The organism is Streptomyces sp. NPDC002537 (assembly GCF_053594975.1).
Window position 1 is genome coordinate 56,268 of sequence record NZ_JBSFWT010000001.1, and the last position, 17,724, is coordinate 73,991.

Consider the following 17,724-nt stretch of genomic DNA (forward strand, 5'->3'; position numbering starts at 1 on the left):
TCAGCGATCGCTGTGACGGCCGAGCTCGTTGTCGATGAAGGCGAAGATCTCATCGGTGCTGGCGGCTTCGATCCGCTCGGCGACTTCGGCGCCGGCGTCCTCCGCTTCGGTCCCCCGCCACTTCTCCAGCATCTGGAACAGACGGCTGGAGACGGCGGCCCGGGTGCGGGCATCCGGCTCGTCCGCGGCGAGGACGGAGTCGATCCGTTCGAGTTCCGCGAGGAGTGCGGGGCCCGCGTCGGCCGCGGCCTCGTCCACGAGCTGCGAGGCGAGGTGTCCGGCGAGTGCGGTGGGGTTGGGGTAGTCGAAGACGAGGGTCGCGGACAGCCGCAGACCCGTGACCGCGGTCAGCCGGTTGCGCAGCTCGACGGCGGTCAGCGAGTCGAACCCCAGGTCCCGGAATTCCTTCCGCGCGTCGACGGCCTTCGTCGACGCGTGCCCCAGCACGGCGGCCACCTCCGTCCGCACCAGATCCACCACGAGGCGCACGCGCTCGTCGGGCCGCGCCTCCCGCAGTCGGCGGCCGAGCGCCGCGGCCGCTTCGGCACCGCCCGCGGAGCTCGCGGCCGTGCGGCGGGCGCCCTTGACGAGGCCCCGCAGCAGCGGCGGTACCTCGCCGCGGACCCGGGTACCCGGGGCGACCGGGCCGATCGGGACGACGTACGCCTCGTCCGACGCGGTGGCGGCGTCGAACAGCGCCAGGCCCTGCTCGACCGACAGCGGCGGCACGCCGGACGCCGCGATGCGCTGCATGTCCGCCTCGGACAGGGCGCCCGTCATGCCGTCGGCCTGCGCCCACGCTCCCCAGGCCAGCGACTGCGCGGGCAGGCCCAGCGCCGCGCGGTGCCGGGCGAGCGCGTCGAGGAAGACGTTGCCGGCGGCGTAGTTGCCCTGGCCTGCGCCGCCCATGACGCCCGAGGCCGACGAGAAGACGACGAACGCGCCGAGGTCCGTCTCCCGGGTGAGCTCGTGCAGGTGCCAGGCGGCGTCGGCCTTCGGCCGCAGCACGCCCGACAGCCGCTCGGCGGACAGCGACGTGACCACGCCGTCGTCCAGCACACCGGCCGCGTGGACGACCGCGGCCAGCGGGCGCTCCAGGGCGGCCAACAGCCGTGCGGCCGCGGCGCGGTCGGCGACGTCGCACGCCTCGACCACCACATCGGCGCCGAGGGCGGTCAGCTCGTCGCGCAGCTCCGCCGCGCCCGGGGCCGCCGCGCCCCGGCGGCTCACCAGCGTCAGGTGCCGCACGCCGCGCTCGGCCACCAGATGCCGGGCCAGCACACCGCCCAGGCCACCCGTACCGCCCGTGATCAGCACCGTGCCGTCCGCGTTCCACCCGGGGGCGGCGGCCTGCGCGTCGGCCCGCTCGGGCAGCCGGGCCAGCCGGGCCACGCACACGGCGCCGTCGCGCACGGCGAACTGGGCGTCGCCCGAGGCCAGCAGGCCCGGCAGGGCCGGCAGAAGGGCCGGGACGTCCCCGTCCTCGGCGTCCACCAGGACGAACCGGTCCGGGTGCTCCGACTGCGCCGACCCCACCAGACCCCACACCGCGGCGGCGGCCGGATCGCCGCCGGACACCGCTCCGTTCGTCACGAACACCAGCCGCGCGTCGGCGAACCGCTCCCCCGCGAGCCACTCCTGCACCAGCTCCAGGGCGCGCGCCGTCAGCCGGTGCACCGTGCCCGGGACGTCGCCGCCCGCGCCCGACACCGGGACCACGACCAGATCCGGGACGTCCGTCAGCGACGCCAACCCATCCGCGCCGAGCGTGACGCTCCGGACCTCGCCGGAAGGAGCCGGCCCCTCGGGGGCCGCCACCCACTCCAGGCGCAGCAGCGCGCCCCGCTCCGCTCCGTCGCGGCGCGCGGAGACGGCCGTCCGGGCGCCGAGGACCAGCGAGTCCGCCGACAGGACGGGCGCGCCCGCGATATCCGCCACGGCGACGGAGAACGCGTCGCCGCCGGTCTTCGCGACGCGTATCCGTACCGCTGGAGCGCCACTGGCGTGCAGCGAGACGCCCGCCCACGACGTCGGCGCGAGGTCCCCGGCGGGCCCGGCCGCCTGCGTGACCGCCTCCAGCAGCGCGGGGTGCAGCCCGAAGGCCCCGGCGTCGTCCGCCCGGCCCGGGAGCGCCGCCTCGACGAACGTCTCGTCGCCGCGGGTCCAGACCGCGCGCAGGGTCCGGAACACCGGGCCGTGCCCGGTGCCTTCTGCGAGGTCCTCCAGGTCCACGGCCACTGCTCCGCTCGGCGGCCACACGGATGTGTCGAACTCGGCTGTCCTCTCACCGGAGTTCAGGACACCGTCGGCGTGCTCGGTCCACGCCTGCTCCGCGGAGTCGGCGATCTGCGAGTGGAAGCTCACCTTGCGCGCGCCCGCCGCGTCGGGGGCACCGGCCCACACCTGGAGGAGTACGGCGCCTTCCTCGGGCAGCACGAGGGGCTCGCCGAAGGTGAGCTCGTCGACCCGGTCGCAGCCGACCTGGTCGCCCACGCGGATGGCCAGTTCGAGGAATCCGGCGGCGGGGAAGACGGGCACGCCGTCCACCACGTGGTCGAGCAGCCAGGGGTGCGTCCGTGCCGACAGCCTGCCCGTGAACAGCATGCCGCCGGAGCCCGCGGGCGACACCGCCGCGCCCAGCAGCGGGTGTTCCGCGGGCATCAGGCCCGCGGCGGACACATCGCCCGCCGGGGCCGCCGGCTTCGGCCAGTACCGCTCGTGCTGGAACGCGTACGTGGGGACGTCCACGCGGCGCGCGCCCGTGCCGGCGAACCATGCGGCCCAGTCGACTCCGACACCGACGACGTGGAGCTGCGCGAGGGCGGTGAGGAGGGCGGTCTCCTCGGGGCGGTCCTTGCGCAGCGCGGACACCGCCAGCGGGCTGCCGTCCAGGCTGTGCTGGGCCATCGCCGTCAGCACACCATCCGGGCCCAACTCCAAGAAGACCGAAGCACCTTCGGACGCCAGAGCACGTACACCGTCGGCGAAACGGACCGTCTCACGGACGTGACGGACCCAGTACTCCGCCGAGCACACCAGCTCTTCACCAGCGAGCTCGCCGGTCACATTCGACACCATCGGAAGCTGCGGAGCCCCGTAGGACAGACCCTCCGCGACCCGGCGGAACTCATCCAGCATCGGATCCATCAACGGCGAATGGAAAGCGTGGCTCACCGACAGCCGCTGCGTCTTACGGCCTTCGGCCGCGAACTTCTCCGCAATGCACAGCACTTCGGCCTCATCACCAGCGATGACCACCGACTCGGGACCGTTGACAGCGGCGATCGACACACCATCCACCAGCCGCGCGGCAACCTCCCCCTCCGCAGCCTGAACAGCGACCATCGCACCACCCGCAGGAAGCGCGTTCATCAACCGCGCACGAGCAGCCACCAGCCGACAGGCATCCCCCAACGAGAACACCCCCGCCACATGCGCCGCAGCAATCTCACCGATCGAATGCCCCGCGACGAAATCCGGGCGGATCCCCCACGACTCCACCAACCGGAACAACGCCACCTCAACAGCGAACAGAGCAGGCTGAGCAAACCCCGTCCCGTTCAACCGCTCCGCATCACAGAACATCACCTCACGCACATCACCACCGAAATACCCCAGCACCGCGTCCAAAGCCTCCGCGAACACCGGGAAACGGCCGTACAACTCCCGCCCCATCCCCACCCGCTGCGCACCCTGCCCCGAGAACAGCACCGCGAGCGAACGTCCTGTGCTCGCGCGTCCTCGGGCCGCCTCGGTCGGACCGCCGTCGGGGCCGCCGGTGAGCAGTACGGCGCGGTGCTCGAAGGCCGACCGTCCTGTGGCCAGCGAGAAGCCCACGTCGGCCGGCGACAGCGGCCCGGCCGGCGACGGGAGGTTCTCGATCTGGGCCGTCAGGGCCTCCTCGGACTTCGCCGAGACGAGCCACGGCACGACACCGGGCGGGGCCGCCGGGGCCCCGGCCGGTTCCTCGGCGGGTTCCGCCTGCTCCAGGATCACGTGGGCGTTGGTGCCGCTGATCCCGAAGGACGACACCCCGGCGCGCCAGGGCCGGTCGACGTCCGGCCACGCCTGCGGCTCCGTCAGCAGCTCCACCGCGCCGGCCGACCAGTCGACGTGCGAGGACGGCGCGTCCACGTGCAGGGTGCCGGGCAGCACTCCGTGCCGCATCGCCATGACGGTCTTGATGACGCCCGCGACGCCGGCGGCCGCCTGGGCGTGGCCGAGGTTGGACTTCACCGACCCGAGCAGCAGCGGCCGTTCGGGGTCGCGCCCCTGCCCGTAGGTCGCGAGCAGGGCGCGCGCCTCGATCGGGTCGCCGAGCGGGGTGCCGGTGCCGTGGCCCTCGACGGCGTCCACGTCCTGCGCGGCGAGCCCCGCGGCGGCCAGGGCCTGGCGGATCACCCGCTGCTGGGCCCGCCCGTTGGGGGCGGTGAAGCCGTTGGAGGCGCCGTCCTGGTTGACCGCCGAGCCCTTCACCAGGGCGAGGACGGGGTGCCCGTTGCGGCGGGCGTCGGAGAGCCGTTCGACGAGGAGGACGCCCACGCCCTCGGACCAGCCGGTGCCGTCGGCCGCGTCGGAGTAGGCCTTGCAGCGGCCGTCCGACGCGAGCCCGCCCTGCCGGCTGAACTCGATCAGGGACCCGGGGGACGACATGACGTTCACTCCGCCGACCAGCGCCAGCGAGCACTCGCCGGCGCGGAGGGCGTGGGCCGCCGTGTGCAGGGCCACGAGCGAGGAGGAGCACGCCGTGTCGACGGTCACCGCCGGGCCCTCCAGGCCCAGGGTGTAGGAGAGCCGCCCGGAGACGGCGCTGGCGGCGATGCCGGTGCCGATGTCGCCGGTGGCGTCGGCGAGGGAGCGCACGAGCAGGTAGGCGTAGTCCTGTCCGTTCGTTCCGACGAAGACGCCGGTGCCGCTGCCGCGCAGGGACACCGGGTCGATGCCGGCGCGCTCGATCGCCTCCCAGGAGGTCTCCAGCAGCAGCCGTTGCTGGGGGTCCATGGTGACGGCCTCGCGCGGCGAGATCCCGAAGAATCCCGCGTCGAAGCCGGCCGCGCTGTCGAGGAAGCCGCCTTCCTGGCTGACGGTGTTGCCGCGCTTGTCGGCCCCGGCCTCCCGCAGGGCGGCGAGGTCCCAGCCGCGGTCGGTGGGGAAGCCGGAGATCGCGTCCTTGCCGGTGGCCAGGAGCTCCCACAGGTCCTCGGGCGAGTTCACGCCTCCGGGGTACCGGCAGCCCATCGCCACGATCGCGATCGGCTCCGTGGCCGCGGCGACGAGCTTGTGGTTCTGCCGCCGCAGGTGCTCGGCTTCCTTCAGGGAGGTGCGGAGAGCTTCGACTACTTTTTCGCTGGGCGTGGTCATGTTCCGCTCTTTCCGCTCCGTCAGTCGCGCTCGTGGTGGGAATTGCCGTCCAGTGCCGCCTGCACCAGGTCGTCGACGTCCATGGCGTCGATCGACTCGTCATAGGCGTCCGCCGCCGTGGTGCCGCCGCCCGCCCCGGCGGTCTGCGCGGCGAGCTTCAGCAGGGGTTCGAGCACGCCGATCTCGCGCAGCTGGGCCACGGAGACGGAGGCGAGCAGGGCCCTGATGCCGGACTGGTCGAGGTCGGTCCCGTCGGCCTCTTCGCCGGGCCCGTCGTCGGGGACGAGCAGGCCCAGGATGTGGCCGGCCAGGTCGACGGGGCTCGGGTGGTCGAAGACGAGGGTGGCGGCGAGGCCCAGTCCGGTCGCGGCGCCGAGCTGGTTGCGCAGCTCGACCGCGGCGAGGGAGTCGAAGCCGAGGTCCCGGAAGGCCCGGTCGGCGCCGACGGCGTCGGCGGTGGGGTGGCCCAGAACGGCGGCGGCCCGGTCGCGCACCAGGTCCAGTACGGCTTCGGAGCGCTGTGCGGGCGACAGGCCCGTCAGCTTGTCGCGCAGGGCGGTGCCCGTGGTCTCCTCGCCGGTGTTCCCGGCCGGGTGGTGCTCGGCGGGCGCGGTCAGCTCCGCGAGGAGCGGGCTGGGGCGTACTGCGGTGAAGTTCCGTACGAACCGGTCACGTTCGACCTCGACGACGACCTCGGTGGGCCGGCCGTCCATGACGGCCCGGCGCAGTGCCGTGACGGCGAGGGCGGGGTCCAGCGGCCGGATCCCGGTGCGCTGGGCCGCGGCGGCCGCCCGGCCGTCGGCGGCCATGCCGCCGCCGTTCCAGGGGCCCCAGGCGATCGAGGTGGCGGCCAGGCCCTGCGCGCCGCGCCGTTCGGCGAGGGCGTCCAGGAAGGCGTTGGCCGCGGCGTAGTTGGCCTGGCCGGGGTTGCCGACCGCGGAGGACGAGGAGGAGAACAGGGCGAACACCTCCAGGTCCAGGCCCCGGGTGAGGTCGTGCAGGGCCAGGGCCGAGGCGGCCTTGGCGTGGAAGACGGCCTCGAAGCGGTCGGGGGTGAGGCTGTCCAGGACGCCGTCGTCGAGGACGCCCGCGGTGTGGACGACGCCGGTGAGGGGCGCGTCCGCCGGGATGTCCGCGAGGACCGCGGCGAGCGCCTCGCGGTCGGCGGCGTCGCAGGCGGCGAGGGTGACGTCCGCGCCGAGTGCGGTGAGTTCGTCCCGCAGTGCGGGCGCGCCGGGTGCGTCCGGGCCGCGGCGGCCCAGCAGCAGCAGGTGCCGCGCGCCCGCCCGGGCGAGTTCGCGTGCCACGTGGGCGCCCAGCGCTCCGGTGCCGCCGGTGATCAGGACGGTGCCGGTGGGGTTCCATTCCCGCGCGGTACGTCCGGCCGGCACGGGCACCAGCCTGCGGCCGAGGACCGCCGAGGGCCGTACCGCGATCTGGTCCTCGCCGCCGGGGGCCGCGAGGGCTTCGGCGAAGCGGGCCGCGGACCGCTCGTCGAGGGTGTCGGGCAGGTCGATCAGGCCGCCCCAGCGCCGCGGGTACTCCAGGGCGGCGACGCGCCCCAGCCCCCAGACGGCGGCCTGGGCGGGGGCGGGCACCGGCTCTGACGGCGCGGCCGCGACGGCGCCGCGGGTGACGCACCACAGGGGTGCGTCGATGTCCGCGTCGCCGAGCGCCTGGATCAGGGTGGTGGTGAGTGCCAGGCCTTCGGGGGCGTCCGCCGTGGAGGCGGGCGCCGTCGCGAGGGCGAGCAGGGAGACCACGCCGGTGAACGTGCCTCCGTCGGCGGTCCGTTGCCGCAGCAGGCCGGCCAGTTCCTCGCGTCCGTGGCCGTCCACCTCCAGGCGCGCGGTGTCCGGGCCCAGGGCGGCCAGGACATCGGCGGCCCAGGGGTCGTCGGCGTGTCCCGCCGGGACCACGGCGAGCCAGGTGCCCGCCGGGGTGCGGTCGGGGGCGGGGGTGAGCGGCTGCCAGATGATCCGCTGCCGCCAGCCGTCGACGGTGTTCGTCTCGCCGCGCCGGCGGCGCCAGTCCGCGAGCGCGGGGAGCACCTTGGACAGGGCGTCGCCGTCGACGTTCAGCGTCGATTCGAGCGAGGCGAAGTCCTCGTCCCGCACGGCGGACCAGAAGCCGTCGTCCTCGCCGCCGGGCGTGCCGGGGCCGGTGGCCGGCTGCGGTTGCGGCCAGAACCGCTGGTGCTGGAAGGGGTAGGTGGGCAGGTCGGTGCGGCGGGGCCGGTCCTGGCCGAGCAGCGCGGGCCAGCGCGGGTCGAGGCCGTCGACGTGCAGCCGGGCGAGCGCGGTGAGCAGGGACTCCTCCTCGTCGCGGCCCTTGCGCAGGGCCGGTACGGCCACCGCCGTCGAGGCCAGGGCGTCGAGGGTGTCCTGGGCCATGGCGCACAGCGAGCCGTCGGGGCCGAGCTCCAGGAAGACGGAGGCTCCGCGCTCGGCGAGGGTGCGGACGCCGTCGCCGAAGCGGACGGCCTCGCGGACGTGGCGCACCCAGTAGTCCGGGGAGCACACCTGCTCCTCGGTCGCCGCCTCGCCGGTCAGGTTGGACACGAGCGGGATCGCCGGGGCGCCGTAGGCGATGCTCCGGGTGACCCGTCGGAAGTCCTCGAGAATGGCGTCCATGTGCAGGGAGTGAAACGCATGGCTCACCCGCAAACGCCTAGTCTTGCGTCCGTCGGCCGTGAACTTCTCCGCGATGGCGAGCACCGCGTCCTCGTCTCCGGAGAGGACCACCGACTCCGGTCCGTTGACCGCGGCGACCGACACGCCGTCGGTCAGGTGTGCCAGCACCTCGCTCTCGGCGGCCCGGACGGCGACCATGGCACCGCCCTGGGGAAGGGCGTCCATCAGCCTCGCCCGCGCGGCCACCAGGCGGCAGGCGTCCTCCAGGGAGAACACCCCGGCCACGTGAGCCGCCGCGATCTCGCCGACGGAGTGCCCGGCGACGAGGTCGGGGCGGATGCCCCAGGACTCCACCAGCCGGAACAGCGCCACCTCGATGGCGAACAGCGCGGGCTGGGTGTAGCCGGTGCGGTCCAGCCGCTCGGCGTCGTCGAACATGACGTCCCGCAGGGGCCGTTCGAGCTCGGTGTCCAGGTGTGCGGTCACCGTGTCGAGGGCCTCGGCGAAGACCGGGAAGCGGGCGTGGAGCTCGCGGCCCATGCCGACGCGCTGCGAGCCCTGGCCGGAGAACAGCATCGCGAGCTTACCCCGGCGGGCCGCCCCGTCGCCCTGGACGACCTGGGGCGAGGCGAGGCCGTCGGCGAGCGCGGCCAAGCCCTGGAGCAGGTCGGCGCGGCCGCCGGCGAGGACCGCGGCCCGGTGCGCGAAGGCCGCCCGGGTCGTGGCCAGGGCCTGCGCGAGAGCGGCGGGGGTGAGTCCGGGCCGCGCGCTCACGTAGGCGTGTAGTTGCCTGGCCTGGTCCCGCAGGGCTTCCGGCACGGCGGCCGACACGGGCACGGGCAGCAGGCCGGGTTCCTCCGTGGGCTCGGGCCCGGGTCCGGCGGCCGGTGCGGGCTGCTCGATGATGACGTGGGAGTTGGTGCCGCTGGCGCCGAAGGCCGAGATGCCCGCCCGGCGCGGGCGGCCCGTCTCCGGCCAGTCGGCTGCTTCGGTCAGCAGCTCGACCGCGCCGGCGGTCCAGTCGACGTGCGTCGAGGGCTCGTCGATGTGCAGCGTCCTGGGCAGGACGCCGTGGCGCATCGCCATGACCATCTTGATCACGCCCGCGACGCCGGCGGCGGCCTGGGTGTGCCCGATGTTGGACTTCAGCGACCCCAGCAGCAGCGGCTGTTCGCGGTCCTTTCCGTAGGTGGCGAGCAGGGCCTGCGCCTCGATGGGGTCGCCCAGTGTGGTGCCCGTGCCGTGGGCCTCCACGGCGTCCACGTCGGCCGGTGCCAGCCCGGCGTTGGCCAGGGCCCGGCGGATGACGCGGCGCTGCGAGGGGCCGTTGGGGGCGGTGAGGCCGTTGGAGGCGCCGTCCTGGTTGACGGCCGAACCGCGCAGGACCGCGAGGACCTCGTGCCCGTTGCGCCGGGCGTCCGAGAGCCGCTCCAGGACGAGGACGCCGACGCCCTCGGACCAGCCGGTGCCGCCGGCCGAGGAGGAGAAGGCCCGGCAGCGGCCGTCCGCCGAGAGGGCTCCCAGCTCCCCGAACTCGATGAAGTTCACCGGGCTGGACATCACGGTCACACCGCCGGTGAGCGCGATCGAGCACTCGCCGTTGCGCAGGGCCTGAGCGGCGAGGTGGACTGCCACCAGCGACGACGAGCACGCCGTGTCGACGCTGACGGACGGGCCCTCCAGGCCGAAGCTGTAGGACACCCGGCCGGAGAGCAGGCTGGCCGACTGCGCGGTCTGCGCGTGGCCCAACTGGCCGGCTTCGGGCCGGTAGTCGCCCGAGCCGCCGCCGATGAACACGCCCGTGTCGCCGCCGCGCAGCTCCGCCGGGTCGATGCCGGTGCGCTCCAGCGCCTCCCAGGCGGCTTCCAGCAGGATGCGCTGCTGCGGGTCCATCACCATCGCCTCGCGCGGCGAGATCCCGAAGAAGCCGGGGTCGAAGTCCGCCACGTCGTAGAGGAATCCGCCTTCGCGGGCGACGGTCCGGCCCCGGCCGTCGCGGTCGCCGTGCAGCAGCCGGTCCAGGTCCCAGCCCCGGTCCGTGGGGAAGCCGCCGATGGCGTCCACGCCTCCCATGACCAGGTTCCACAGGTCCTCGGGCGAGCGGACCCCGCCCGGGTAGCGGCAGCTCATGCCGACGATCACGACCGGGTCGTCCGCCGCGGCGGCGCGCACCATCGGGGTGTCCGTCCCGGGCAGCTCTTCGCCGTCCTCGCCGAGGAGTTCGGCCAGCAGGTGACCGGCCAGCGCCTCGGCGGTGGGGTAGTCGAAGACGAGGGTGGCGGGCAGAGTGAGGCCCGTCGCGGTGGCGAGCTGGTTGCGCAGGTCGACGGCGGTCAACGAGTCGAAGCCGAGGTCCTTGAAGGCCTGTCCGGAGGGGACGGCGCCGGCGTCGGCGAACCCGAGCACCGAGGCGGCCTCGCCGCGGACCACGGCCAGCAGCGCCTCGGCCCGCTCGGCGGCCGGGCGGGCCGCGAGTTCGGCCCGGAGGCCGGACGCGGGTCCCGCCGTGCCGGGTCCGGCGGGGCCCGCCAGGGCCTCGCGGGCCTCGGGCAGGTCCGTGAAGAGGGCGCCGGGCCGGGTGCGGGCGAAGGCCGGCGCGAACCGGTCCCACCGCACGTCGGCGACCGTCACCGAGGAGGCGTCGGTGCCGACGGACCGGGCGAGCGCGGTCAGGGCCCGCCGGGGGTCCATCGCGGGCAGCCCGTTGGCCCGCAGGTGCGCGGCCTGGCCGTCGGGGGTGGTGTCCGCCCAGGCGCCCCAGGAGACCGACAGGGCGCGCAGTCCGCGGGCGCGGTAGCGCAGGGCCAGGGCGTCCAGGTGGGCTCCGGCGGCCGCGTCCGCTCCCCTGCCGTTCACGCCCCACGTCCCGGCGATCGAGGAGAAGAGGACGAACGCGTCCAGGGGCCGGTCACCGGCCGCCGCGTCGGCCACGGCCGCCAGGTTCTCGGCGCCCGCGTGCAGCGCGGTCAGGGCCGCGCCCGGGTCGTCGGCGGAGGTCGCTCCCTCCTCACCGGCGTACACCACCGCGGTCAGCGGCTGGGTCCCGGGAAGGGCGGCGAGCGCGGTCAGCAGCGCCTCGCCGTCGGCCGGGGAGCAGGTGACGAGCGTCAACTCGGTGCCGAGTTCGGCGAGTTCGGCGCTCAGGTCCGTGACATCCGGCGCGGTGGCCGTGGCCAGCAGGACGCGCTGGGCGCCCTGCTCCGCGAGCCAGCGGACGAGGTATCCGCCGGAGCCGGCCACGTCCCCGGCGACCAGGACCGTGCCGGTCGGCCGCCACGGCGCCGACGGGGCGTCGGCCGCGGCGCGCGTCAGCCGGCGCCCGAAGGCGCCCGAGGGCCGCAGCGCCACCTGGTCCTCGCCGTCCGTGCCGGACAGCGCGGCGCGGAGGCGGTCGGCCGAGCGCCGGTCGAGTACGTCCGGTACGTCGACGAGGCCGCCCCAGCGGTCCGGGTGCTCCAGGGCCGTGACCCGGCCGAGCCCCCATACCGCGGCCTGGGCGGCGCTCGTCTCCGCGTCCGATCGGCCGACCGAAACCGCGCCCCGGGTGACGCACCACAGCGGGGCGTCGATCCCGGCGTCCGCCAGCGCCTCCACCGCCTCGCCCGGCCGGGCCGGGCCCGCGGGGAGGGTGTCGGCGGCCGGGGCCGCGAGCAGGGAGACGACGCCGGTGAACCGGTGTCCCTCCAGGGCGAGTTCGGTGAGGTCCGCGATCAGTGCGGCGGGGCCGGTCTCGACCACGACGGCGTCGTCGCCGAGGGCCGCGACCACGGCGGCGGTCCACTCGTCGGCGGCGGTTCCCGCCGGGACGAGCGCCAGCCACGGTCCGGCGAGCGCGCCCGGCGCGGCTCCGGTGAGCGGCTTCCAGGTCACGTGGTAGCGCCAGCCGTCGACGGCCGAGCGCTCGACGCGCTCGCGCCGCCAGGTGGACAGGGCGGGCACGAGGGCCGACAGCGTGTCGTCGTCCAGGCCGAGGCCGGCCGAGAGCGACTCCAGGTCCTCGCGCTCCACCGCGTCCCAGAACTCGGCGTCCACGGGGTCCTGCGGGCCGTCCTGCGCGGCCCCCGCGGGCGCGCTCTCCGGCCAGAACCACTCGCGCTGGAAGGGATAGGTGGGCAGGTCGACGCGGCGGGCGCCGGTGCCGTCGAAGAGTCCGGCCCAGTCCACGTCCACACCCGCGACGTGGAGCCGCGCGAGGGCGGTGAGGAGGGCGGTCTCCTCGGGGCGGTCCTTGCGGAGGGCCGGTACGGCCACGGAGGTGTCGTCCAGGGTGTGCTGGGCCATGGCCGTCAGCACACCGTCGGGGCCCAACTCCAGGAAGAAGGACGCCCCTTCGGCGGCGAGGGTGCGTACACCGTCGGCGAAGCGGACCGTCTCACGGATGTGGCGGACCCAGTACTCGGCCGAGCACACCAGCTCTTCCGTGGCGAGCCCGCCCGTCACGTTCGACACGACCGGGATCCGCGGCGCCTCGTAGGACAGGCCCTCGGCGACCCGGCGGAAGTCCGCCAGCATCGGCTCCATGAGCGCGGAGTGGAAGGCGTGGCTCACCGACAGCCGCTGGGTCTTGCGGCCCTCGGCGGCGAATTCCCCGGCGATGCGGAGCACTTCGGACCCAACGCCCGCGAGGACGACCGACTCCGGACCGTTGACGGCCGCGATCGACACGCCGTCCACCAGCCGCCCGGCGAACTCTTCCTCCGCGGCCTGGACGGCGACCATCGCACCGCCCGCGGGCAGCGCCTGCATCAGGCGTGCCCGCGCCGCGACGAGCCGGCAGGCGTCCTCCAGGGAGAACACACCGGCCACGTGAGCCGCCGCGATCTCACCGATCGAGTGACCCGCGACGAAGTCCGGGCGGATCCCCCAGGACTCGGCCAGCCGGAACAGCGCCACCTCGACGGCGAACAGCGCCGGCTGCGTGAACCCGGTCTCGTCCAGCCCCTCCGCGTCGCCGGACATGACGTCCCGCAGGGGGCGTTCCAGCTCCGTGTCGAAGTGGGCCACGACCGTGTCGAGGGCGTCGGCGAACACCGGGAACCGGGCGTAGAGCTCCCGTCCCATGCCGACGCGCTGCGCACCCTGCCCGGAGAACAGCACCGCGAGCTTCCCGGTGTCTCCCTGGGTGACGCCGCGCGCGAGTTCCGAGACCCGCCCGCCGTCGGCCAGGAGCACCGCGCGGTGGGCGAACGCGGCCCTGCCGGTGGCGAGGGAGTGGCCCACGTCGGCCGGGGACTGGCCGGTCAGCGCGGAGATCCGCTCGATCTGCGCCGCCAGCGCGGCCTCGGACTTGGCCGACACCGGCCAGGGCACCGGGCCCCGCGCCGTGGCGGGCGCCTCCGTCCCGGGCTCGGGCTCCGTCTCCGGGGCCTGCTCGATGATGACGTGGGCGTTGGTGCCGCTGACGCCGAAGGCGGAGACGCCGGCCCGCCGGGCGTGCCCGGTCCCGGGCCACGCCCGCTCCTCGGTGAGGAGCGAGACCGCGCCGGCCGACCAGTCGACGTGCGAGGTCGGGGCGTCGACGTGCAGGGTCCTGGGCAGGGTGCCGTGGCGCATCGCCATGACCATCTTGATGATGCCCGCGGCACCGGCCGCGGCCTGGGTGTGGCCCAGGTTCGACTTGACCGCGCCGAGCAGGAGCGGGAGTTCGCGGTCCTGTCCGTAGGCGGCCATGAGGGCGTGTGCCTCGATGGGGTCGCCGAGCGTGGTGCCGGTGCCGTGGGCCTCGACGGCGTCGACGTCGGCGGGGGCGAGGCCCGCGTCGGCCAGTGCCTCGCGGATGACGCGCTGCTGGGCACGCCCGTTGGGGGCGGTCAGGCCGTTGGAGGCGCCGTCCTGGTTGACGGCGGTGCCGCGCACGATGCCCCAGACCTCGTGGCCGTTGCGGCGGGCGTCGGAGAGCCGCTCCAGGACGAGGACGCCGACGCCCTCGGACCAGCCCGTGCCGTCGGCCGCGTCGGCGAAGGCCTTGATGCGGCCGTCGGGGGCCAGCCCGCCCTGGACGGTGAACTCGGTGAAGGAGTCGGGACCGGACATCACCGAGACGCCGCCGGCCAGGGCGAGGGTGCACTCGCCGCTGCGCAGGGACTGGGCGGCCATGTGCAGGGCGACGAGGGAGGAGGAGCAGGCGGTGTCGACGGTGACGGCCGGGCCCTCCAGGCCGAGGGCGTAGGAGAGCCTGCCGGACATGACGCTGGCGGTGTTGCCGGTGGCGACGTGGCCGCGGACGTCGGCGGTGCCCTTGCGCAGGAGCGTGGCGTAGTCCTGGCCGTTGGTGCCGACGAAGACGCCGGTGCGGCTGCCGCGCAGGGTGGTCGCGTCGATCCCGGCGCGCTCGAAGACCTCCCAGGTGGTCTCCAGCAGCAGGCGCTGCTGGGGGTCCATGGCGAGGGCCTCGCGGGGCGAGATGCCGAAGAAGGAGGCGTCGAAGAGGCCGACGCCGTCGAGGAAGCCGCCTTCGAGGGTCGCGGAGGCTCCGCCGGCGAGCTCGTCGAGGTCCCAGCCGCGGTCGGCGGGGAATCCGGTGATGGCGTCCTCGCCGCGGCTCAGGAGCCGCCAGAGGTCTTCGGGGGATGCGACGCCGCCGGGGAAGCGGCAGTTCATGCCGACGATGGCGATGGGGTCCTCGGACACCGCCCGGCCGGCCTGCGCGGGGGTGCCGGAGGCCTCCTCGGGCAGGGTGCCGAGGAGCTCGGTGAGCAGGAACTCGGCGAGGGCGTGCGGGGTCGGGTAGTCGTAGACGAGGGTCGCGGGCAGCTTCAGCCCGGTCGTGGCCGTCAGGGCGTTGCGCAGTTCGACGATGGTCAGCGAGTCGAAGCCGAGGTCGCTGAAGGCCTGGTCGGCGCCGATGGCGCCGGTGCCGGAATGGCCGAGGACCGCGGCCACCTGTTCGCGCAGGAGGTCGAGGACGAGCCGGGGGCGCGCGGCCGGGGAGAGCCCGGCCAGGCTCCGGCGCAGCTCGGGTTCCCGCAGGGCGGCCTCCCGGGCTCCGGCGGGTGCCGTGGTGGCGGTGCGGCGCAGTTCGGGGAGGTCACCGACGGAGGGGTTGGGGCGGAGCGCGGTGAAGACGTCCGCGTAGCGCTCCCAGTCGACGTCGGCGAGGGCCAGTGCCGTGTCGCCGTGTTCGATGGCGTGGCGCAGCGCCGTGAGGGCGAGTTCGGGTGCCATGGGGGTGAAGCCGCCGCGGCGGACGCGGCTGTCGACGCCGGGTCCGTCGGCGGCCATGCCGGCCTCGGCCCAGGGGCCCCAGCCGAGGGAGGTCGCGGGCAGGCCGGCCGCGCGGCGGTGCTCGGCGAAGGCGTCGAGGAAGGCGTTGGCGGCGGCGTAGTTGCCCTGTCCGGGGGCGCCGAGGGTGCCGGCTATGGAGGAGAAGAGGACGAAGGCGGTCAGGCCGTGGTCCCGGGTCGCCTCGTGCAGGTTGAGGGTGGCGGTGACCTTGGCGCGCAGGACGGCGGTGAACTTCTCGGGGGTGAGGGTGTCCACGGTGCCGTCGTCGACGGTGCCGGCGGTGTGGAACACCGCGGTGAGCGGGTGTTCCTCGGGGATCGCGGCGAGTACGGCGGTGAGCGCGTCGCGGTCGGCGGTGTCGCAGGCGGCCAGGGTGACGCGGGCGCCCAGGTCCTCCAGTTCGGCCCGCAGTTCCCCGGCTCCCGGCGCGTCGGCGCCGCGGCGGCTGACGAGCAGCAGGTGCCGGGCGCCGCGTGCGGCGAGCCAGCGGGCGGTGCGGCCGCCCAGGGCGCCGGTGCCGCCGGTGACGAGCACGGTGCCGCCGGGCCGGAACTCGCCGGGTGCGGGGGCGTCCCCGACGGGGTGGTGGGCCAGCCGGCGGGCGTACGTCGCGGTGGCGCGTACGGCGAGCTGGTCCTCGCCGTCGCTTCCGGCGAGGACGGTGGCCAGGCGGCGCAGGGTGGTGTCGGCGAGCTCGTCGGGGAGGTCGACGAGGCCGCCCCAGCGCTCGGGGTGCTCCAGGGCGATCACCCGGCCGAGGCCCCAGGCGGCTGCCTGGGCGGGGCGGGCGAGTTGTTCGGAGCGGCCGACCGCCACGGCGGTGCGCGTCACGCACCACAGGGGTGCCTCGATGCCGGCGTCGCCCAGTGCCTGTACGGCGGCCGTCGTCAGCAGCAGGCCGGCGGGGGCGTCCCGGCCGTCCTCGTCGGCCACGGCCAGCAGGGACAGTACGCCCGTGAACCCGTCGCCTTCGGCGGCCAGTTCACGCAGGCGGTCGGTCAGGGCCTCGCGCTGCGGGGTGGTGACGTCGAGGCGGACGGTGTCGGTGGCGAGGGCGCCGGTGACCGCGTCGAGCCACGCCGGGTCGGCGGCGCCGGCCGGGGTGAGCACCAGCCAGGTGCCGGTCGGGGTGGCGGGGCGGGAGGTGCCGGTCAGGGGCTTCCAGGTGACCCGGTAGCGCCAGCCGTCGACGGTGGAGCGCTCCTGGCGCTTGCGGCGCCAGGATGCCAGGGCGGGGACGACGGTGGTGAGGGTGTCGTCGTCCAGGTCCAGGGAGGTGCCGAGGGACGCGATGTCCGCGCGCTCGACCGCCGACCAGAACGCGGCGTCCGCCCCGTCGGCGGGGCTCTCCGCGGCAGAGGTCACGGCGGCCGTCTCGGGCCAGTAGCGCTCGCGCTGGAAGGGGTAGGTCGGCAGGTCGGTCCGCCGGGCGCCGGTGCCGGCGAACACCGCGGTCCAGTCGACCCGTACGCCGTGCGTGTGGAGCCGGGCGAGGGCCGTGGTGAGGGCCTGGTCCTCGGGGCGGTCGCGGCGCAGGGCCGGGACGGCGACGGCGCCGCTCTCCCCGTCGGTGGTCGCGCGGACCGCGCCGGAGAGCACTCCGTCCGGGCCGAGTTCGAAGAAGGTGGTCACACCGTGCTCGGTGAGCCGGCGGACGGCGTCGGCGAAGCGGACGGTGCCGCGGACCTGTCCGGTCCAGTACTCCGGCGAGCGGAGTTCGTCGGCGGTGACGAGTTCGCCGGTGACGGTGGACACGAACGGCAGCGTGGGCGCGTGGTAGGTGACGCCGGCGGCGACGCGGGCGAAGTCCTCCAGCATCGCGTCCATGTGCGGCGAGTGGAAGGCGTGGCTGACGCGCAGCCGTTTGGTCCGGCGGCCGAGTTCCTCGAAGCGGGCCGCGAGGGCGAGCACCGCGTCCTCGTCGCCCGCGAGGACCAGGGACGACGGGGTGTTGACGGCGGCGACGGAGACACGTCCCTCGTACGCGGCGAGCAGGGGCAGCACCTCGTCCTCGGCCGCCTCGACGGAGGCCATGGCACCGCCCGTGGGCAGGGCGGCCATCAGCCGGCCGCGGGCCGCGACGAGGGTGCAGGCGTCCGCCAGGGAGAGGACTCCGGCGGCGTGCGCGGCGGCGAACTCGCCGATGGAGTGCCCGGCGACGTAGTCGGGGCGCAGGCCCCAGGACTCGGCGAGCCGGAACAGCGCCACTTCGAGGGCGAAGAGGGCCGGCTGGGTCCAGCCGGTGTCGTCGAGCAGCGCGGCCTCGGGGGTGTCCGGTGCGGCGAACAGGATCTCCCGCAGCGGGCGGTCGAGTTCGAGGTCGAAGCGGGCCAGTACGGCGTCCAGTGCCTCGGCGAAGACCGGGTGGCGTTCGTAGAGCTCGTGTCCCGTCCCGGGGCGCTGGCTGCCCTGGCCGGTGAAGAGGAAGGCCAGGCGGCCGCGGCTCCGGCCGCCGGTGATCAGGCCGGCGTCGGGGGTGCCGTCGCGCAGGGCGGCCAGGGCGCGG

Annotated in this window: 2 protein-coding genes (1 of these 2 cut by a window edge); both read right to left on the reverse strand. The window is 75.3% G+C overall.

What is annotated here, in order from left to right:
* The gene (locus ACWD4A_RS00080; protein WP_451187543.1) at nt 1–5,385 is read right to left on the reverse strand and encodes an SDR family NAD(P)-dependent oxidoreductase; all 5,385 of its coding nucleotides are present in this window, start codon (nt 5,383–5,385) and stop codon (nt 1–3) included.
* Nucleotides 5,382–17,724, reverse strand: partial view of a type I polyketide synthase gene (locus tag ACWD4A_RS00085; RefSeq protein WP_451187261.1) — the 3' end only. It continues 16,142 nt past the right edge of the window; the window shows 12,343 of its 28,485 coding nt (coding positions 16,143–28,485); its start codon lies beyond the right edge, outside the window; its stop codon occupies nt 5,382–5,384. Before ACWD4A_RS00085 ends, ACWD4A_RS00080 begins: the two co-directional genes overlap by 4 nt.